We start from the raw sequence: 20,407 nt of genomic DNA, 5'->3' as shown, positions 1-20,407 counted from the left end.
TTCCGGCACAGAAAACCACCATCGGTAGGCCATCAAGACGGACGCGCGATGTTATTCTCGGCGTCATGTCGACGCCCACCACCGACACGCTCAACCGGCCGCTGCGCGATCTGCGTATTTCGCTGACCGATCGCTGCAACTTCCGCTGCACCTACTGCATGCCGCGCGAGCAGTTCGGCGCCGAGCATCTGTTTCTGCCCAAGCGCGAACTGCTGGATTTCGACGAAATCGAACGGCTTGCCCGTATCGCCGCCGGGCTCGGCGTGACCAAACTGCGCCTGACCGGCGGCGAACCGTTGCTGCGCCGCGATCTCGATGTGCTCGTCGCCCGCCTGGCCGCGATCGACGGCATCGACGACATCTGCCTGACCACCAATGGTTCGCTGCTCACCGCCGAGCGCGCCCTGGCGCTGAAGGCCGCTGGCCTGAACCGCGTCACACTCAGCCTCGACGCGATCGACGACGAACGCTTCAAGGCGATCAACGATATGGGCTTTCCGGCCTCGAAAGTGCGCGCGGCCGTGGACAACGCCGTCGCCGCCGGACTCACGCCGGTCAAGGTGAATTGCGTGATCCAGCGCGGTGTCAACGAGGATCAAATCCTGCCGCTGGCCGAAGCCTTCCGGCACAGCGGCGTGGTGCTGCGCTTCATCGAATACATGGACGTGGGCACCTCCAACGGCTGGCGCATGGACGACGTGGTGCCCGCCCGCGAGATCCTCGAGACCATCCGCAGCAGGTACGCGCTCACGCGTCAGCCGGCCCGCCAGCCGGGCGAAACAGCCAACCGCTGGCGCTACGACGATGGCGCCGGCGAGATCGGCCTCATCGCGTCGGTCTCCATGCCATTCTGCGGCGGCTGCAGCCGCGCGCGTCTGTCCGCCATCGGCGAACTCTATACCTGCCTGTTCGGCGTGCACGGCCACGATCTGCGCACCCCGCTGCGCGCCGGCGCCAGCGACGCCGAGATCGCCGCCCGACTGGCCGGCATCTGGCACGCCCGTGACGATCGTTATTCCGAACAGCGTGGCGAGGAAACCGCCCGGCGGCGCGACGGCGATGCCGATGACCGGGTCGAGATGTCCTACATCGGCGGCTGAGCCGTAGGCACGATCCCGAGCACGCGGGCCACGCCCGACGCCTCGACCACGAAACGCACGTCGACATCGCGCAACGCCACACCATAGACGCGATCGGCCTCGCCGCGCCGGTACGCCGGGCGCGGGTCCTGGGCCAGCACCTGTTCGATCAGCGCCCGGAGCGGGCCGGCATCCACCCGCGCGGCCACGCGCCGTTCGGCCGCGGCATCCCATTGCACAGCGAGCGACGGCGGCGCGGTTGGCGCGAGATCGGCGCGCGCATCGACCCGCGCATCCGCCCAGGGCAGATAGGGCTTGATATCCACGACCGGCGTGCCGGCCACCAGGTCGTGCCCGCCAATCAGCAAGTGAACCCGCGCCGGCCGCATTCCAGTCATGCCGGGCAACGCCCACGGTGCCGGCGACGCACGCGATGCGATAGCCACATCGAGCAGGCGCACCACGGAAAGCCCCAGCCGGTTGGGCCGGTGCGTGCTGCGGGTGGCGAACACGCCGACCCGGGCGTTGCCGCCCAGCCGCGGCGGCCGTACGCGGGGGCGCCAGCTTGTCGGGCTGCGATCGAACACGAAACTCAGCCACAGATGACTGTAAGCCGCGATGCCCTCGATGGCGAGCGGATCGTCGTAGGGCGCGACCAGGCTCACCACGCCCCGCGCCGCCGCGACCAGGCCGGGCTGGCGGGGTACGCCGAACTTGTCGGGGTAGTCGCTGGCGACTACCCCGACAGGCGTCAACGACAGCGGCGAACTTTCGTGCATACGGACATCGGGGCCATCGGGTGGGTGCGGGCAGTCTACCGGCCTCGCGAACACGGGCCGGCGACGCTACCATCACGCATCGCCGTTACCAATGGAGCCCGCCGCCCATGACTCCCGCCATCAAGATTCTGGAGGCTGCCGGCATCGCGCACGAAGTCCGGCGCTACGACGCCGGCGAAGCCGCGGGCGATTACGGCATCGAGGCCTGCCGCCAACTGGGACTGTCGCCGGACGAAGTCTTCAAGACACTGGTCGCCGAAACCGACACGCATGCGTTCGTCGTCGCGATCGTACCCGTCTCCGGCCGGCTGGACCCGAAGAAACTCGCGAGCGCCGTGAATACGAAAAAGACCGCCATGGCCGAGCCGGCAACGGTCGAGAAAATGACCGGCTATGTGCTGGGCGGGGTCAGCCCGCTCGGGCAGAAGAAACGGCTGGCCACCGTGATCGACAACTCGGCACTGCCATTGGAACAGATGCATGTCAGCGGCGGTCGGCGCGGGCTGGAAATCAGTCTTGGCCCGGGCGATCTGGCGGCACTCACTGACGGGCAATTCGCCGATATCACGGACTAGCCGTCTCATGCCGTGCCGCCAGCAACATGTAGAAGGCCGGCACCACGAACAGGGTAAACAGCGTGCCGATGGCCAGGCCGGTGGATATCACCAGCCCCATGTTGAATCGGCCGGCAGCCCCCGCGCCCGTGGCGATCACCAGCGGCACCACGCCCAGCACCATGGCGGCGGTGGTCATCAGGATCGGCCGCAGACGCACACCGGCGGCCTGCTCGATGGCTTCGCGCTTGGACAGGCCGGCGCGCTGCAGATCGTTGGCGAACTGGACGATCAGGATGCCGTGCTTGCTGATCAGTCCCATCAACGTCACCAGGCCGACCTCGGTATAGATGTTGAGGCTGGTGAACAGATTGACGAAGATCAGGGCGCCGAACAGGGCCAGCGGCACCGAAACCAGGATCACCGCCGGATCGCGCAGGCTGTTGAACTGGGCCGCCAGCACCAGGAACACGATGATGGTGGCCAAAAGGAGTGTATTGACGAAACCGCCGGATTCCTGTTCGAACTGCCGTGATGCGCCCGAATAATCGACATGGTAATCGCCGCCGGGCGCGACGTCGTGGACCGCGGTACGCAGAAAGGCCAGCGCGGCCCCCTGCGACATGCCCGATACGCCGGAGATGGTCGCCGAGTTGAGTTGCTGGAACCGGTTGAGCGACTGCGGCACCACCGCCGGCTTCAGCGTGGCCACGGTTGCTGCCGGGATCAACGCGCCGTCCGGCACGCCAAGATAGTAATCCAGCACCTGATCGGGATTCAGCCGATCGGCCTGCCGCACCTGCGGAATCACCTTGTAAGATCGCCCGGCGATCGAGAAGTAGTTGACATAGCCGCCGCCGAGCGCGGCCGACAGCGAGGCACCGACGTCCTTCTGGGTCAAGCCGAGGGCGGTGATCAGATCACGGTCGAACACGATCGTGCTCTGCGGCTTGTCCAGCTTGAGGTTGGAATCGATGTAATAGAACTTGCCGCTGGCCTGAGCCTTGTTCTTGACCGCCTGGGCCACCTCGTAGAGATTCCGGAATGGCTCGGTGGTGGTGATCACCAGCTGGATCGGCAACCCCGAGGCACCGGGCAACGCCGGGAACTGGAAGGCCGCCACCCGCGCGCCGGCGATGTCGTTCCACTTCTGCTGCAGTACCGTCTGCAGGACATGGGCGTTGCGGCTGCGCTGGTCCCAGGGCTTGAACAGCACGCCGCCGATGCCCTGGTTGGTCGTCGGCGTGCCGGTCAGCTGGAACATCTGATCGTACTCCGGAAGGCTGCGGGCCTTGTCGAACATCTGGTGGGCGTAGACATCCATCTGTTGCGCGGTCGCGTTGGGCGCGCCCACGATCTGGCCGATCACCACCCCCTGATCCTCTTCCGGCGCCAGTTCCGAGCTCGCCGTCATGCCGAGCGCGATGGTGGCCAGAAACAACAGACCGCCCATGGCCACGATGACGACCCAGGTATCCAGCGCACCGTGCAGCACGCGCTGGTAGCGCTCGCGCACGCGCTCGAACTGGCGATCGATGAAGGCCGGCAAGCGGCCGGGGTTCGCGCTGGCACGAAAGAAACGCGAACACATCATGGGCGACAGCGTCAGCGCGATCACCGCCGATACCGTCACCGCACCCGCCAGGGTAAAGGCAAACTCGGTGAACAGCGCGCCGGTCAGGCCTTTCTGAAAGCCGATCGGGGCATAGACCGCGATCAGCACCACGGTCATTGCCAGAATCGGGCCACCCAGCTCGCGCGCGGCCAGCAGCGCGGCCTGGCGCGGCGTCTTGCCCTCGTCCTTCATGTGGCGATCGACATTCTCGACCACGATGATGGCATCGTCGACCACCAGCCCGATGGCCAGCACCAGCGCCAGCAGCGTGAGCAGATTGATGGAGTAACCCAGCACCAGCATCACGAAGAAGGTGCCGATCATCGACAGCGGCATGGCCACCAGCGGAATGATCACCGCCCGCAGGCTGCCGAGGAAGACAAAGATCACCGCAGTGACGATCAGCAGCGCCTCCACCAGCGTCTTGATCACCTCGTGGATCGAGGTGTTCACGAACGCAGTGGCGTCATACACGATCGCGCCGGTCATGCTGTTGGGCAGCTGGCGCTGCAGGCCCGGAAACGCCTCGCGCACCCGCCGGGCGACGTCCAGAATGTTGGCGTCGGGCGCGACCTTGATACCAATGAACACCGAACTCTTGCCGCCGAAGGCCACGTTGGTGTCGTAGTTCTCGGAGCCCAGCGTGACGTGGGCCACATCCTGCAGGCGCACGATGGCGCCATTGTGCTGCTTGATGGCGAGTTGCCTGAACTGTTCGACCGTGTGCAGGTCGCTGTCGGTGGTCAGGTCCACCGTCACCGCCTGCCCCTTGGTCGAGCCGACCGCGGCCAGATAGTTGTTCGCCGCCAACGCCGAATACACGTCGCTGGCCGTCACCCCGTGGGCGGCCATGCGCGCCGGGTCCAGCCAGGCGCGCAAGGCGAACTGGCGCGCGCCGAGGATTTCGGCGGTCTGTACCCCGGCGATGGAATCCAGCTTGGGCTTGACCACGCGCGCCAGATAATCGGTGATGTTGTTGGTGGGCAACTCATCGCTGTAGAAGCCCATGTACATCGCGTCGATAGTCTCGCCGGTCTGCACCGTCAGCACCGGCTGCTGCGCCGCCGGCGGCAACTTGTTGCGTACCGAATTGACCTGGGTGTTGATCTCGCTGAGCGCGCGATTGGCGTCGTAGTTCAGACGCAGCGTGGCCGTGATAGTGGATACGCCCGACACACTGCTCGACGACAGATAGTCGATGCCCTGGGCCTGGGCGATCGCCTGCTCCAGCGGCTGGGTCACGAAACCGGCCATGGTTTGCGCGTCGGCGCCGTAATAAGCGGTGGTCACCGTGACCGTGGCATTTTCCGTTTTCGGATACTGACGCACCGTGAGACCGGTGACCGCCCGCAAACCGAGCACCAGGATCAGCGTACTGACCACAATCGCCAGCACCGGCCGATTGACGAAAAGATCGGTGAACTTCATGGCGCCGCCCGCACCGGGGACGGGTTCGTACGACGATCGCGCGGGCGGCCGGGCCGCCAGTCCGCTTTCGGGCCGGCCCGCGTGGCGCGACTATGCGCGGGGGCGGCACGCCGGGTGTTGCCGCAACGCCGTTGCAGCGCCGGCTCGGCAGGAATTATCGCCACGCTAATGTTCCTGCGGCGTCGGATGCGCGGCGTCCGCGGGCTGCACGCTGTTGTCGATCCTGATCGACGCGCCGTTACTCAGTTTGATCTGGCCGCTGGTAACCACGGTCGCCCCGGCGGTGAGGCCGTTGACGATCGCAACCTGGTCGCCGCGGGTTTCGCCGGTGGTGACCAGCGTCTGCTCGACGGTGGCGGGTAGCGGCTGCCCCTGTTCGTTATTCCCCCTGGACGGCTGGACGACAAACACCATGTCGCCGTAAGGGTTATAGACGATGGCCGCTTGCGGCAGCGTCAGATAACGCTGCCTGCGGCCGGTATCGACACGAATGTTGGCGAACATGCCCGGCAAAAGGGCGCCATCGGCGTTGGGCACGATGGCTTCGACCTGCACGTTGCGGGTATCCGTATCCACCTTCGGATTGATGGCAGTGAGCCGCCCGTCGAAACGCCGCGAACCGTAGGCATCCACCGCCAGATGGACGGGCTGGCCGATCTGCAGCCGGCCGATCTCGCGCTGCGGCACACTGAAATCCGCATAAAGCGAGTCGATCTGCTGCAACGTCACGATGGCGGTACCGGCATTGAGATAGTCGCCGGGGCTGACCGTGATGATACCCGCGCGCCCCGAAAACGGCGCGCGCAGCTGCTTCTTGGCCACCAGCGCCTTCTGCCCGGCGACGGCCGCCTGCTTGCCCTTAAGATCGGCCGCCGCACTGTCGTAGTCGGCCGTGCTGATGGCGTGCGAGGCCCGCTGCTGATCGGCACGGCGATAATTCAGCCGCGACAGTCGGGCGGCGGCTTCGAGCTGTGCCAGCTGGGCGCGATCGTCGGCGTCATCCAGCTGCAACAGCAGCTCGCCCTTGCTGACGTGCTGACCGGACCGGACATGGATCCGGTTGACCAGGCCCGGGACGTCCAGCGCCAGGTCGGCCCCGCGCACCGCGCGCAGGCTGCCCACGGCGTGCAACGCCGGTTGCCAGGCCTGATAGCGCGCCACTGTGGTGCTGACCGTGGCCGGCGCCGGCTTGGGCAGGCTGGCGATCGTGCGCATGACCAGCGCAACCTTCGCGCCGACGATCAAAGCCACCAGCAACAGTACGCCCACGATCATCACGATCATGCGCTTGACCAGGCTGGGGCCACGCCCGGCGTTATCCGGCATGCGCGGCACGCCTCGCGAGTCTTGCGGCGAACGTTTCGAGCGCATCGGCGAGGCTCAGGTGCAGACCGTGGGCTGCTGCCACGGTGCGCCCGGCCGGCCAGTCAACACGGCAATCGATCCGGGTATGGAACACGGCGCGCGAAAGGATCATCAGATCGAACTCCAATCGGCGCTCCGAACGACCGCAAGCGCTGGGTGAACGAGACAGGCCCCGGCCGGGCCGAGCAACGCATACGTTCTTGTTACGATCGAGAACTAAAGCATGGTATCGGCGCGCCGGCAACGACTTTCGTCCAATAACACGCCTGACCGGCACGATCGGCGTCACGCCCGCCATCCCGGCGTGCCGCCCGTGCTACCTGACGGTTGTTGACGCCGTGCATCCGGCGACAAACTTCAGCCCGGACGCCGGCGAGCAAGCGCCGCGCTGTTTCCGGCCGCAGGCGCAACGCCCGCGGCGGGTCAGCCTCGTGCGCCGGTCGCCCTGTGCGCGGATATCGACCCGGCACGGCGAAACCGGTCCATGAAATCGGCCAGCTGTTCGACGGCTTCCAGTGTCACCGCGTTGTACAGCGACGCCCGCAGACCGCCGATGGCGCGATGGCCTTTCAGCCCGGACAGCCCGGCGGCCTCGGCCTCGGCAAGAAAACGCCGCTCCAGCGTCTCGTCCGGCAGGTTGAATGCGACGTTCATGATCGAGCGGTCGCGCTCGGCCGCCCGCCCCCGGTAGAACCCGTCGCTGTCATCCAGCACGCTGTAGAGTTGCGCCGCCTTTTTTCGATTGATGGCGTCCATCGCGTCCAGGCCGCCAATGTCGTGCATCAGCCACCGGGTGACCAGCAACACGACATAGATCGCGAATACCGGCGGCGTGTTGAGAATGGAATGGGCGCGGGCATGGCAACGATAATCGAGGAAATCGGGCAAACCCTGTGGCGCGTCCTGAATCAGATCGTCCCGCACCACGACCACGGTGACCCCGGCCGGGCCCACGTTTTTCTGGGCATGGGCATAGATCAGGCCGAACCGCTCGGCCTCGACCGGGCGCGACAGGAAATCCGACGACATGTCGCAGACCCGAAGCACGTTGTCGTGGCCGAGCACGCGATGGAACTGCAGCCCTTCCACGGTTTCGTTGGAAACGTAGTGCAGATAGGGCGCCGTATCTTTGAGCGCGAGCGTATCGTCGCCGGGCAGGTGACGGAATCCGTCCGCCTCGCCGCTCCAGGCCACGCGGATCGGGCCTTCGCGGCGCGCCGCGGGCAGGACCTTGCCACTCCAGTAACCGGTATGCAGGTAATCGGCGGGCTCACCGTCGGGGGGCAGCAGGGCCATGGGCACCATGCTGAATTGCTGCGTCGCCCCGCCCTGCAATAGCAGCACGTGATAATTCTCGCCCACGCCGAGCAGCGTACGGATATTGTGTTCCAGTTCGTCGACCACGGCCGCGAACCAGTCGGAACGATGGCTGATCCCCAACACCGAAAGACCGACCTCCGGCACCTCGACGATCGCCTGTTGCACCTCGCGCAGCACGCTTTCCGGTAACGCGCCGGGGCCACCGGAAAAGTTCAGGGCGTTGCGCGGATTCATGTCGTTTCGCCCATCAAGCGCGCATCTTCCTCTGCAACGCGCCGCATCAGCAGATCGCGCAGGGCGTGCTTGACCTTGGCCATGTGCGTCTGCTTGTGCGGGAACAGCTCGGGAGAGTCCATGGCATGCACCACCATGGCGTTGCCGATCTCGAAAACGAGCAAATCGCCGTCGGGGGTCTGAGCGCAGTCGATGCAGACATAATCCAGCCCGGAACGCCGGTGAATCGCATCCAGCGCCGCGCGATGGCGGTCGGCAAATGCGTCGAACGACGCCATCCAGGCGGCTTCGCTGGCGCGCTTGTCGGCATCGTCGTACATGCCGGCGTTGAGGTAATGGATCATCCAGTCGTCGGAGATCGCCATATGCCCGGCAAAGGGTTCGCCATCGACGAGCACGACGCGGTACTTGCGATACCAACCGTCCGCGTCGCTGTAGTCGATGAAGGGGGAAATCAGGAAATGCTCGTCCTCGACGTCCGCGAGATAGGCCGCCAGCGCGCCCCGGTCGGCCAACCGGGCGAGGCCGTGGCCACCATGGGAGTCGCGCGGACGCAGGATCAACGGGAAATCGATGCCCTCGCATACGCTCGTCATGGCGCTTTCGCCGCCCGCAACGTCTTCCAGCGCGTCACGCGTGATCGACATTGTCGGCGGCATCGCCAGCCCGGGGACCCCCTGTAGCAATCGGCTGGCCCGCTCACGCTCGGTATTGGCGATGGCCTCGGGCGTGTTGAGCACGGCCCGCGGCCAGTCGGCCACCACGGGTTTGATCGCCTCCAGACTCGGGCGATTGTCGTCGGACTCGCTCATCGCCACGATCGCCAGGTCGTGTTCCGGCAGCGGCGCCTTTTCCGTGGCATCGGATGGCATGACGAAGTAGTACTCGAGATCGATGTCGCTATCCTCGAGCAGACAATCCAGCGGCATGTTGGCGGCCAGGTCGCCGGGCGCCATCAGGAGCAGTACCCGCAGGCGCGCCGGCTGTCGGGCAGCCGCCAGATGGAAACGGCGCTGCATCGCCAGCGCCTGCGCCTGGATGTTGAGGCCGAGTCCGCGTTGCCCCAGACAAAGCATGAGTGTGGCCAGGTTCATCCAGAGGATGGCGTTCTCGGGCTCGGCTTCGGCACCGGCGATCCATTCCCGGGCGAGCGGCTGCATATCGTCCCCGTTGAGGCTACCGCGCAAAAAAGGAGCGAGGCCGAGAAACTCGGCCGCAGCATGGTCGAAACAAGACATCGGGCGGAAACACCTCGGGTATTCTGGGCAGGCCTCTGACCATGGATGACGCAGAATGCATCCAGGCTATTCGGAGGCGACGCCATCGCAGCAGTGGCCTTCACAATGGCCCCATCATACGGCGGCCTCCGGGCATCGAAATGCCGAATACGCAGCAAAAATGATCGCTTCCGACTGATTTCGGATTGACTGCGGCCGGCCGGGAGCCCCGCCCTGGATTACCGCCGAGCATGATGCCGGCGCGATGAGCGACGATGGCGCGACTCATCCGTTGAAGCCGTCACGCCGGCCGCCTGACGCCAGCGCCCCGGCTGCCCGGGCTTGTCGCGCGAACGAGTGATACGGGTCGCCCACGCCTCAAGCCATATTCGAATCCGCCGATATTAAAGAAATCAATGGACTATTGTGCTGCAACGGCAGTTCACGTCATGGATTTCGCATGATTTGTAGTGCCAGGCAATGCGCGGGGATTCGCCGTATCCGGGAATACGGCGAATCGCCGCAACGCCGCATGGCACGAAAAAGCACCGAAAAAGCGTGACGGGATACTAGCGCCAGCCACGCGTCGTGGCGCCGGCAATCAGTTCGTCTTTGGAATATACCCACGGAGAATAGGCACCATGCTCTCTATACTGCCGCTCAGCACCCGCATTCGACGCCTGGAGCGTCGATTCGCGGCCAGCTTCGAGCAGCCGGTTCACCTGGACACCAGTCGCTGCGTGCGGGTCGGCGACTACGACGCACCGTGCCTGGTCCACGGTGATGTCGTGCTCAATCTCCGACATGACTGGGCCGATCGCTTTACGGCTCGAAATGGCGCCACCGCGACGCTATTTGCACGGGTTGGCGATGATTTCGTGCGGGTGGCAACCTCGGTGACCAAGGCTGACGGCTCGCGCGCCGTCGGCACCCGGCTGGATCGTTCGCACCCGGCTTTCGAGCAACTGCGCGCCGGGCAGCACTACATCGGCTACGCTACCTTGTTCGGAACCCAGTTCATGACCTGCTATACACCGCTGACCGATGCACGCGGGCAGATCATAGGCGCGCGTTACGTGGGGCTGGATGTCAGCGACATGTTCAGCCTTGGCGTCGTCGGGCGGCTTACAGCGATTACCGCCGCGGTCGATGTCGCCGCCTTCGCCGGCTACGCGGCCTTCGGCGGGGCGGGCTTCACGCCGGCTTTCGGTATCCTGGCAGCCATTTGCTGCGTGGTAACGCCCATGCTGGTGGGCTGGGCAAGCCGACGCAGTGTCACGCGGCCGATGCAGGTCAGTCGCGAGGCGGCCGAGCGCATGGCCAACGGCGATCTCACGGCCCAGGTGCCCGTGAATCGCCGCGATGACACCGGTCAGCTTTTGCAGGCAATCAACGGCATTGGCGTCGGCCTGGCCACGGTGGTGGACCGGATGCGTGGCGCCAGCGAGCACCTGCACGACGCCGGAACCGAGGTCGCATCCGGTACCGCCGATCTGGCCGACCGTACCCAAAACCAGGTCGCCACGCTCGAACAGACCGCGGCCGCGATGGCGCAAATCAGCGCCACGGTCAAGCAAACCGCGAGCAATGCCACCGAGGCCGACCGGCTGGTGGGTTCGGCCGCCGAACTGGCGGTCGAGGGCGGCGATCTGGCCGGCCGCGCCACCGAACGAATGAGTGATATTCGCGAAAGCTCGAAGCGGATCGAGGATATTGTGGGAATTATCGATGGCATCGCCTTCAGCACCAATATGCTCGCCCTGAATGCCTCGGTCGAGGCGGCGCGCGCCGGCGAACACGGTCGCGGATTTTCCGTGGTGGCCGCCGAGGTACGCCAGCTCGCCCGGCGTTCCGCCGAATCGGCCGATCAGATCAAGGCGTTGATCGCTGAATCGGCGGACCATGTGGCCACCGGCGCGTCGCTGGTCGAGAATGCCCGCGATGTGTCGACGCGCACCGCCGAGGCGATTCGGGAGTCCGCCCGCCTGGTCAGCGAAATAGCAAAGGCGAGCGAGCAGCAGAGCCAGGGCGCCGAGCAAATCAGCTCGGCCCTGGAGCAACTGGACGACACCACCCAGCGCAACGGCGCACTGGTTCAGGCACTGGAGAGCACCGTGTCGAGTCTGCAGGGCGAGGCCGCGGCGCTGACCACGGCGGTCAAATTGTTTCGCACCACGGAACAAAAGCATCAATCCACCGAGGACACGCGGCAAACATCGGCGCCGGGCGCGACCGCGTCCGAGAAGGACGAGCAGGGCCGGTCCCGGCCGCGCCTGCTGCCGGCTTAGCGGGGCAAGCCGCGGCATAATCGGTCGGTCTGCCGTCAACACGATCGGTCGGACGCGCGCTGCCAGCGCAGCGCCGGATGCACAGAGGCTACGCGATCAGCGAACACCCCTCCACGCCCGGAATCTGCGTGTCGCACATAATCGAGAAGCAGCTTCAACCGCCGCAGGGCTCGCCGGCTCTATTAATCCGGCATCAAAACAGCTGACTTCATCCGCTGTTTTCAACGCCTTCAAAAATAAAAGCCGACGCGTGTCCGTCTTTTATTTTTGAAGGCTTTGGGCCAATGGCCGCGACGAGCATGCGGTCGCATGCTCGCGCTATCAACCGAAAAATCATCTATTTTTGTGCCGGGTTAATAACCATGCAGCCGTTCGAGGGCACGTCGCACACTCTGCCCGTGGCGGGCGATGTTCGACCAGGGGCAATCGCGCTGCGCCAGGCGCCGGAAGATGTTGCCGACATGGAAGCGCCGCGGGCCGATGTCCGCATCGGCAAGCTCGTCCCATTCCAGCGGGGTGGCGATGGGCGCGCCCGGCCTGGGCCGGACCGAATACGGGGCCACGGCGGTCTGGTTCACCGCGTTGCGGCGGATGTCGAGATACAACCGCCCGCCGCGCTTGTTCTTGGCGTGCGCCGTGGTGAATTCCTCCGGATGGGCATCGGCTACACGCTCGGCAATGCCTTGCGCGAACTCGCGCACCGTATCGAAGTCCGCATGGCGGTCGAGCGGGACCGCCACATGTAGACCGGAGGAGCCGGAGGTCATCACGAACGAAGTGAGGTCCACCGCTTCCAGCGCATCGCGCACGGCACGTGCCGCGGCGATGACAGGCGCGAAGTCGTTGTTTTCGCCGCCATGACCTGGCGGATCCAGATCGAAGATGAGCCGATCCGGATGCTCGGGACGATCGTAGCGGCTCAGCGTCACATGGAAGGCGATCGCGCCCTGGCCGACCAGATAGACCAGCGCGTCGGCCGAGTTGATGAGCGGCTGAACCAGCTCACCGTCTTCCTTGGCGACCGTCACCCGTTCCAGCCAGTCGGGATCATGATCCTGGACCGCTTTCTGGATGAAATGGGTACCGTCGATCCCGTCGGGAAAACGATTGAGCGTCACCGGACGGTCCTTCGCATACGGCAGCATGACCGGCGCGATCCGCCGGTAATAATCGGCCAGATCCCCCTTCGTGAGCCCGGCGTCGGGAAAGAAGATCTTGTCGATATTGTCGATTTCCACGCTCACGTTCCGCTCACTTCCCGGACCACGTCATGCGGGTCCTTGTCGTCGCGTTCGCCCAGATAGGCGGGATGGCGCAGCCTGCCGTCGCGGGTCCATTCGGTGAATTCGATCTCGGCCACGCGTTCGGGCTGGACCCAGTGGATGCCACACCCGTCAGGCGGATCGGCAAACGGCGGCGTCTCGCGCTCACTGGCCGAAAGCACGCGATGCAGACGACGCAGCTCGGCATCGGAAAAACCGGTACCGACGCGGCCGGCATAGCGCAGTTCGCCGGATTCGTAATAGCCCATCAGCAGCGCACCCAGGCCGATGCGCTCGCCCTCGGGCTCGGTGTACCCGCCGATGACCAGCTCCTGGCCGGCCTGGCACTTGAGCTTGAGCCAGCGCTTGGAACGGCCGCAGCGATAGCAGCTGTCGGCCTGCTTGGCGACGATACCTTCCCAGCCCTTGCGCCGGGCCTCGGCCAGCAATGTCTCGCCGTCGCCGTTGCGATGCGCGGTGAAATACAGGCGGCCGGAATAATCGAGGATGTCGCGCAGCAGGGCTTTACGCTGGCGCAACGGCACGCGGCGGATGTCGTAATCCTCGATCCAGGGCGAATCGAACACATAAAAGCGGATGGCGATACCTGACGCGCGCGCCTCGGCCGGGTCGGCAATACCCGCCCGCTGCTGGAGCCGGGAAAAACGGGTCACATCGCCATCGAAAGCCACCACCTCGCCATCGAGCACAAAACGCCGACATGGCTGGGCGGCGAACAGATCGAGCAGCTCGGGGAAATGATCATTCCGAAGTTGCCCGTTGCGCGTATACAGCTCGACGTGTTCGCCGTCGCGAAACACCAGCAGGCGAATGCCGTCGAGCTTGCGCTCGTAGATCCAGCGTTCGTCCGAGAACGGCCGGTCGTGCAGCGTGGCCAGCATCGGCTCGAAGGTCCGCGGCATGGCCGCCTTCTGGGCCTTGGCCCAATCATCGCCGTTGATACGGCCTTCCAGGCAAGCCTTGTTCATGACGACTCACCCGCCGCGGCCGCGATCTGCTCAGTCGTGCGCGCGCTGAGCACCGAGTAGTCCTCGGTCGACACCGGATTACGGCGCGCATCGGCGTCTTCGTCGTCGATCTTCACCAGCAGCCACTGGCGCTTGTCGCCCTCCGTACGGAAATGCGTGAGCGCGTAGCCGCCGGTGAGCTTAATGCCATGCAAATTCACCGTGAGATGGCCATCGGCCCAGCACGCCGCCAGCGATTTTTCGGCATGGCCCGCGTCATCGAACTTGGCATTATCGTATGGCCCGATGTCCCAGACCATGACCGTGCCGCCGCCATATTCGCCTTCCGGGATCACCCCTTCGAAATCGGCGTAATCCAGCGGATGATCCTCGGTCTCGATCGCCAGGCGCTTCTCGCGCGGGTCGGTCGACGGCCCCTTGGGCACGGCCCAGGACTTGAATACGCCGTCTATTTCCAGGCGAAAATCGTAGTGCAGCGTCGAGGCCGAATGCTTCTGCACGACGAAGATCGGCGGCCGATCATCGGGCCGCGGGTTGCCCTGACCCGAAGGCTCGGGCGTCACATCGGCATGTCGTTTGTCGCGATAGGTCTTGAGCGGATCCTGAGCCATGGCCGTCTCCGCACGGGTGTTTCTGCGTTATAACTGATCCCCGCGCGGCGCGTCATCCGCACTTACCCGTAACCGCGCACGGCGGCTCGCCAAGCCCTTAAACTGGCTCAGGTATCGACAAAGATGAGTATTTTTCATGCCACACGACTTCTACATGCAGGCTGCTCTGGACGAAGCCCGGCGCGGGCGCGATGAGGGCGGCGTGCCCATCGGCTGTGTCCTGGTGAAAAACGGCGAGATCGTCGGCGCCGGCCACAACCGCCGGGTGCAGAAATCCAGCGCCATCCTGCACGGCGAGATGGACGCGCTGGAAGCCACCGGCCGCCAACCCGGCGCCTGGTACAAGGACATCACCCTCTACACCACGCTCTCGCCGTGTGCCATGTGCTCCGGCGCGATTCTGCTCTATGGCATCCCGCGGGTCGTGATCGGCGAAAACGCCTCGTTCATGGGCGAAGAAGCCCATCTGGCCGAACGCGGTGTCGAACTCACCGTGCTCGACGATGCCGCCTGTAAACAACTCATGGCCGATTTCATGCGCGAGTCACCGGAACTCTGGAACGAGGATATCGGGACGTAGCGACAAGCGGAGGGACAAGTTGGAACCGGCTGTCGTGAATATCGGCGTCCAGCCCGACGCGGCCATTCGGCTTTGCCTCGGTGGAACGCGCAATCGCCCCCATTCCGCTCGATTCGAGTGGGCCGGCCGCGTGTCACGACCGCTTCAAAGCGATCTGTAGATCGACAAGCAGGCTCATCGCCTGTCGCAATCACGAAATCAAGACCGGCCACGTTGCGAACAGCGTAACTCGGCATGCCCTTTGAGCAGACTGCTCACATCCGGAGACCGGCGCGCACGAAACAGACAAAGCCAACAGCGCCCTAATCTTCCCGCTTGTTTGCCCTCATTCGCGCGCATTGGCTGACAACATGCCCTGACTTATTCGGCCCGCTGCGTGTCGGGCATGATCAAGTGCGGCAGTTCGGCGTATCCCTTCTACGGCGCCTGTGATCCCGGCCGGGAGGCGCGCCGCCCCCCCCCCCGCTCGCCTACCAATCGCACAACCGGCATTCCACCGGATTACACCGCGCTAGCGAATCAGGCCGGTACTGGGGCCACGAACATCAGCCCGAGAGTTAAAGGAATGGCGTAAGTGGTCGATAGGGCGCTTGAAGACCGAACAGCGGCGAGCATCGGCTATATCTCGCATCGCGCCTCCGCCCCATTCGACACCCCGGGACAAGAAGACGCTATGGACGCTCGTCAAGACCGCATGCAAAAATCTAGTTTTATTTATTAAATTACGAGAAACTCCATGCAATGCGATTAATATTTTGTATTAAATATTTTATACGCTATATATCGACCGGGAAAACTTCCTTGACATATTAAAAATTTTGCCAATTTTTAAAGCGGGCCACACAACACTGTACCCAAGTTTAAATCTATAGAATCAGGGCAAACTCTCACCGATATAACACCAGCATGAGGCAATGCAATGGATATAAAATATTTAAGCTTAGCCCTATTTATTGTTGCCGCAGGATTACCGCTGCCGGGTTTAGCGAAGACAGTAATAATTTCGAACGGCAGCAATAGTCAGCCTTTAATTCGGACTGCGAGCGGCACAGATGGATACCAATTCCCATCCCAAATACCGCCTGGGAAAACGATCCGGGCAGATCTTAGCCAACGCCTGATCTCCGACAACTTTTCAATAAGTTACGGGTACAGCAATTCAGGTGGGTGCAAACTAAAAGCCTCTTACAAATCGGTACTTACTAATGGCGGGTACGATGTGCCAGCTTATGATAGTGACGCCAAAAGTTATGGGACAGGAACTTATTGCTCCGATTATCTTCGGGGGCAATACTCAAAACCGTATACTTATACGGTCACTTACAGTCTTTTCGACTAGCAATCGCGCATCTACAAGATTCGCAAATCTCGTTGTTTTTTCGAGAATATTTCATCAGACAATAAGGCGAAAAATGAACGTCACGTCTAAAGCAACATATATACTGAATTTCTCACGCGAGATAAAGCAAGGCGCTCTTTACAAGAGCAATCCAGATATTGCATTCGCGAACAACGGCCAAGATGCTGGCGGCAATTCACGTAACAGGGCAGAAAAACCGAGCGCCGTCGTTAATATCTCCCAGGAATCCAAAGCGTTATCAAAAACATCATCAATCCCAACCGGGCCTGCTGATAATAGCTCCAGTACTGGCTTCAGCGCCTTTATACATGACTTCAACCAACAGATCCTGGAAAACGGAAAGAAGGCTCAGGTACTCCAGCAAACGCCTGGCGGTGATAGTGCGCAGCGAAACGCCGTTGCGGGCAAGGCGGCCAATTACCTTCTTTCCGAATATTACGGCATCAAGGGACCGAATGCCGATAACTCTTCTTCCGACAACCCGTTCGCGCAACTGAGCAGGAAGGATTTATCCAATGTAGCATTTGACAAATCCAACAAATTCACGCCTGCAGAACGGGTGCTTGCGTTTATGCAAATATCCGAAAAGGATGCGACATTCCAGAACAAGTATTTTGATCTGGCCAGCAACACGTCCCAGGCGGGAAGCGCGGAAGGTAAAAATTATCTAGCGCGCGAGATGGATGCGCGCCTGGCCTCAGGCATGTCTGATGCGGAAAAACAATGGCGCGGATGGGATAACTCAGAAATCAAGCCGCCGGAGCACGCGCCCGCCGGTCCAAGGCCCAATTATGACGGCGGCCTGGGAGGCAGTCGTGATTCCGTTTTCGCTGTCGCAAAGAACGATAGCGCAGGCGCACAACTCATCAGCATTCCCGTGGGCGAAATTACTCAAAATAAGAGCAATAACGTCTGGTTGGAAAAGGTGGTTCATATGCTCGATACAAGCGCAGCAGCTGGCTAGAGACGCTCTGTCGGGAGGTAGGCGAACGTCCCGAATGTGGCGATCAGCGCCGTCGCCGCCACCAGAGTCGTTAGGGCCACGGGCAAGGTGACCAGGCCGGCCAATCCCCCGATTAACGGCGGGCCGATCACGAAACCGGCGTAACCGGCCGACGCAGCGCGCGAGATACCGGCGGCTTCGGAGCGGGCGACACGACCGGCGCTACCGAAAGTGATCGGCACCACGTTGCTCATCCCGATACCGACGAGGGTAAAACAGATCAAGGCCGAGGCAAGACCTGGCCTCGCCAACACGACGGCCAGACCGATGGCCGCCAGAGTGGCACCAGCGACACCAACCCGGCGGCGACCGTATCGCGCCACGATCGGGTCGCCACCCAGTCGTCCGATCGACATCCCGACCGAAAACGCCACATAGCCAACGGCGAACCCACCCGATACGCCGGCCAGAGCGCCCTTGAGGTAGATACTGCTCCAGTTGGCCAGCGCGCCTTCAGTAAATAGCGCCAGAAAGGCAATGGCGCAAAGCAACGGCAGCAGGATTGTTCGCAGCCGCTGCGTGCTTGCTGTCGTTTCTGCCGGCGCACTTGTCGAAATTGGCTTCGCGGTTTGATGGCCGCCCAGAGCCAGCAACAGGGCGGGCAGCGCTATCACCGCGGTAGCGGGCAAGACGACGACGGGCCCGCAGCCATGCGCGGCCAGAATACCGGCCAAACCGGCCCCCACAGCACCACCGACACTCCAGGCGGCATGGAAGGAGGACATAAGCGGACGCTGCGCTCGGTTTTCGAGCATGCTGGCTCGAGCGTTCATCGCCACATCCAGGGCACCATGGGCCGTACCGAAGACGGCCAGGGCCACGATCAGACTCGCAATACCCACGACAAAGCCCAGTGCTGTAAGTGCCAGAGCGAACGCCACGCCAATGCCCGCACAGAGGTAGTTGACCGGATACCGCGCCGCCGCCTTGCCACTGATCTGCATGGCGCCCAACGCAGCCACGGCAAAGACCAACAGTGTGACGCCAATCATGAAATCGGACAGCCCGTTGGCGGCTTGAACACTGGCAATCTGAACCGACCACGCGCCCATGCCAAACCCATTGGCCAGGAAGGTCGAAGTGCCGCATACCCGTTGTACTGCCAGATCTTCCAACCGGCTTGCCTCCTATGCGTCGTCAAGCCTTTATTCTTGCGCTTCGTCTGAATCACGAAGCCAGGCTTGCAGGGCCGCCAGTCCTTGATAACGATGCGACACGATCGACAAGCCGCGAGCCGCGGCAATGTTGCTCGGGCTATCATCGACAAACCGAGCCACCGCCCCCGGGTGTCGCTGAGCAACCGACGCAAAGGCCGTGTCAAACGCCGCGATCTCGGGCTTTGCCACGCCCATCTCGCACGACATGAAACGCTGCTCGAACAGCTCGGCGAGCCAGCCGTGGCGCGCATCGAGAAACGTGAATAACGGATCGGGAATGTTGCTTAACAGATAGAGTGGCGTATCGCATCGACGCAGCTCGTACAACATCCGCACCATGCTCGGGTCGACGTTGGACCAACTTTCGTTGTCGAGGGCCGTGAGTTGCTCGACCTTGCCTTGGTTGAACGATAACCCGGGGCTTGCGCCCACCGCGCTCCAGTACGCACCGGGTGAACAGCCGCGGTCGTAGTTCGGCCGTTCCTGCCAATAAGCCGCACTGAACCCGGTTGAGTCGGCCCCCGCGAGTTCGGCCAGCCTGTCCTGGTCCGGCGACCGCTGTTTTCGTATCAGCACGCCAAACAAGTCGAAGACAATGGGAGACGGACAAGCCACGCGAGGCTCCTTGTTTTTGCGTGCTCGTGCATGATATTGCGTGTTATTGCGCTATAGTGCAATCGCGCGACCGACCCGGAGATACGTTGAGCCATGTTGAAAGCCACCCGCCAAAGCGCCCTGTTAACCCAGCTCGAGGCCGAAGGCAGTATCGGGGCGGCGGCGGCGGCTGAATCTTTAGGGGTGTCGGAAGACACCGTCCGACGTGATCTGCGGGCGCTTGAAGCCGCCGGCCAGCTGCAACGTGTCCATGGCGGCGCCATCCCCCGGGCTGCTAAACCCGCCCACTACGCGCAGCGTTCGCAAGCCCGGCAGGCCGACAAAACAACGATCGCGCAGCGAGCCGCCGCTCTTGCCCGCGATGGGCAATTGCTATTTCTGGATGGCGGCAGCACAGCGCTGAATGTCGCCCGCCACCTGGCACCCGACTTGAACGCCACGGTCGTGACCAATGCACCGCCCGTCGCCGCCCTTCTCATCGACCATCCACGCATTGCCGTGTATCTGGCGGGCGGTGCGCTCAATAAGGAACTCGGCGTCACATTGGGCTCGGAGACCACCCGCTTTCTGAGCGCGTTTCGGGCCGATATGAGCTTTATCGGCGTCTGCGCGCTGGATCCAGACGCCGGATTGACCATTCCCGGGCCGGATGAGCTGGCGACCAAACGGCTGATGATCGACCAGTCCGCGCTGGTCGTCGCGTTGGCCGACGCCGGCAAGCTGGGAAAAGCCTTTCCTTATGTCGTTGCCGCAGCCGACACGGTCACCGACCTGGTAACGGACGCGAACACGTCCGAAGAACAGCTTGCGGCTTATCGGCTTCTCGGAATAACGATTCACCGATAATCGCAGCACCCGGAACAGCAGCCTGACCGGACCGCGTGGACGCCGCATTTCGATTCGCTTGATGCCACCTTCTACACCAGCCTCTCACCGTGCGCGGTCCTGCGC

The 20,407-nt window shown here is 63.2% G+C and carries 17 protein-coding genes; 6 read left to right on the top strand and 11 right to left on the bottom strand.

Going from position 1 to position 20,407, the window contains the following annotated elements; all coding sequences use genetic code 11:
- Positions 1–65: 65 nt before the first annotated feature.
- On the top strand, positions 66–1,100 hold the full coding sequence (gene moaA, locus ACS8Y6_RS16185; RefSeq protein ID WP_440850837.1) for a GTP 3',8-cyclase MoaA: 1,035 nt from the start codon (positions 66–68) through the stop codon (positions 1,098–1,100).
- Here the strand turns inward: moaA and tsaA are convergent.
- Positions 1,085–1,858: a tRNA (N6-threonylcarbamoyladenosine(37)-N6)-methyltransferase TrmO gene (gene tsaA / locus ACS8Y6_RS16180; RefSeq protein ID WP_440850838.1), complete on the bottom strand. Its 774-nt coding sequence runs from the start codon at positions 1,856–1,858 to the stop codon at positions 1,085–1,087. The two genes, moaA and tsaA, sit on opposite strands and share 16 nt — an antisense overlap.
- A gap of 107 nt (positions 1,859–1,965) precedes the next feature.
- Between tsaA and ybaK the strand changes: the two genes are divergently transcribed.
- Complete coding sequence (ybaK, locus tag ACS8Y6_RS16175; protein WP_440856012.1) at positions 1,966–2,433, top strand: Cys-tRNA(Pro) deacylase; 468 nt, start codon at positions 1,966–1,968, stop codon at positions 2,431–2,433.
- Here ybaK and ACS8Y6_RS16170 read toward each other — a convergent pair.
- From ACS8Y6_RS16170 to ACS8Y6_RS16150, 5 genes are all read right to left on the bottom strand, one after another.
- Complete coding sequence (locus ACS8Y6_RS16170) at positions 2,423–5,455, bottom strand: efflux RND transporter permease subunit (protein WP_440850840.1); 3,033 nt, start codon at positions 5,453–5,455, stop codon at positions 2,423–2,425. The genes ybaK and ACS8Y6_RS16170 overlap by 11 nt on opposite strands.
- A gap of 165 nt (positions 5,456–5,620) precedes the next feature.
- A complete protein-coding gene (locus ACS8Y6_RS16165) occupies positions 5,621–6,781 on the bottom strand; it encodes an efflux RND transporter periplasmic adaptor subunit (RefSeq protein ID WP_440850841.1) in 1,161 nt (386 codons plus the stop codon).
- On the bottom strand, positions 6,771–6,947 hold the full coding sequence (locus tag ACS8Y6_RS16160) for a hypothetical protein (protein ID WP_440850842.1): 177 nt from the start codon (positions 6,945–6,947) through the stop codon (positions 6,771–6,773). The genes ACS8Y6_RS16165 and ACS8Y6_RS16160 overlap by 11 nt, the downstream gene beginning before the upstream one ends.
- A 296-nt stretch (positions 6,948–7,243) precedes the next feature.
- Entirely contained in the window at positions 7,244–8,374 is a 1,131-nt protein-coding gene (locus ACS8Y6_RS16155; protein ID WP_440850843.1) for a phosphoserine transaminase, read from the bottom strand.
- The gene (locus ACS8Y6_RS16150) at positions 8,371–9,534 is read right to left on the bottom strand and encodes an ATP-grasp domain-containing protein (RefSeq protein WP_440850844.1); all 1,164 of its coding nucleotides are present in this window, start codon (positions 9,532–9,534) and stop codon (positions 8,371–8,373) included. The genes ACS8Y6_RS16155 and ACS8Y6_RS16150 overlap by 4 nt, the downstream gene beginning before the upstream one ends.
- Positions 9,535–10,232: 698 nt before the next feature.
- On the opposite strand from ACS8Y6_RS16150, the gene ACS8Y6_RS16145 reads away from it, so the two are divergent.
- Positions 10,233–11,879 (top strand): methyl-accepting chemotaxis protein, encoded by a 1,647-nt coding sequence (locus ACS8Y6_RS16145; RefSeq protein ID WP_440856011.1) that lies wholly within the window; start codon positions 10,233–10,235, stop codon positions 11,877–11,879.
- 353 nt (positions 11,880–12,232) lie between these two features.
- Here ACS8Y6_RS16145 and ligD (ACS8Y6_RS16140) read toward each other — a convergent pair whose 3' ends face one another.
- From ligD (ACS8Y6_RS16140) to ACS8Y6_RS16130, 3 genes are all read right to left on the bottom strand, one after another.
- Positions 12,233–13,123, bottom strand: coding sequence for a non-homologous end-joining DNA ligase (gene ligD / locus ACS8Y6_RS16140; protein WP_440850846.1), 891 nt, complete (start codon positions 13,121–13,123; stop codon positions 12,233–12,235).
- Positions 13,120–14,064: a non-homologous end-joining DNA ligase gene (gene ligD, locus ACS8Y6_RS16135; protein WP_440850875.1), complete on the bottom strand. Its 945-nt coding sequence runs from the start codon at positions 14,062–14,064 to the stop codon at positions 13,120–13,122. Before ligD (ACS8Y6_RS16135) ends, ligD (ACS8Y6_RS16140) begins: the two co-directional genes overlap by 4 nt.
- Positions 14,065–14,126: 62 nt before the next feature.
- Positions 14,127–14,741, bottom strand: a complete 615-nt coding sequence (locus ACS8Y6_RS16130; RefSeq protein WP_440850847.1) for a DNA polymerase ligase N-terminal domain-containing protein — start codon at positions 14,739–14,741, stop codon at positions 14,127–14,129.
- 136 nt (positions 14,742–14,877) lie between these two features.
- Here ACS8Y6_RS16130 and ACS8Y6_RS16125 point away from each other — a divergent pair, with 136 nt between their 5' ends.
- Together ACS8Y6_RS16125 and ACS8Y6_RS16120 are read left to right on the top strand one after the other, a co-directional pair.
- Complete coding sequence (locus ACS8Y6_RS16125) at positions 14,878–15,321, top strand: nucleoside deaminase (protein ID WP_440850848.1); 444 nt, start codon at positions 14,878–14,880, stop codon at positions 15,319–15,321.
- Positions 15,322–16,733: 1,412 nt separating this feature from the next.
- On the top strand, positions 16,734–17,645 hold the full coding sequence (locus ACS8Y6_RS16120; protein ID WP_440856010.1) for a hypothetical protein: 912 nt from the start codon (positions 16,734–16,736) through the stop codon (positions 17,643–17,645).
- Here the strand turns inward: ACS8Y6_RS16120 and ACS8Y6_RS16115 are convergent.
- Both ACS8Y6_RS16115 and ACS8Y6_RS16110 read right to left on the bottom strand, forming a co-directional pair.
- Entirely contained in the window at positions 17,642–18,799 is a 1,158-nt protein-coding gene (locus ACS8Y6_RS16115; RefSeq protein WP_440856009.1) for an MFS transporter, read from the bottom strand. The two genes, ACS8Y6_RS16120 and ACS8Y6_RS16115, sit on opposite strands and share 4 nt — an antisense overlap.
- Before the next feature lie 30 nt (positions 18,800–18,829).
- On the bottom strand, positions 18,830–19,456 hold the full coding sequence (locus ACS8Y6_RS16110) for an HAD family phosphatase (protein ID WP_440856008.1): 627 nt from the start codon (positions 19,454–19,456) through the stop codon (positions 18,830–18,832).
- Between the two features lie 93 nt (positions 19,457–19,549).
- Here ACS8Y6_RS16110 and ACS8Y6_RS16105 point away from each other — a divergent pair, with 93 nt between their 5' ends.
- A complete protein-coding gene (locus ACS8Y6_RS16105; RefSeq protein ID WP_440850852.1) occupies positions 19,550–20,302 on the top strand; it encodes a DeoR/GlpR family DNA-binding transcription regulator in 753 nt (250 codons plus the stop codon).
- Positions 20,303–20,407 lie beyond the last annotated feature (105 nt).

It is taken from the genome of Salinisphaera sp. RV14, from assembly GCF_052044135.1.
GTDB lineage: Bacteria > Pseudomonadota > Gammaproteobacteria > Nevskiales > Salinisphaeraceae > Salinisphaera.
Note: the sequence above shows the minus strand (reverse complement) of the source record. Positions and strands in the feature narration are given on the sequence as shown.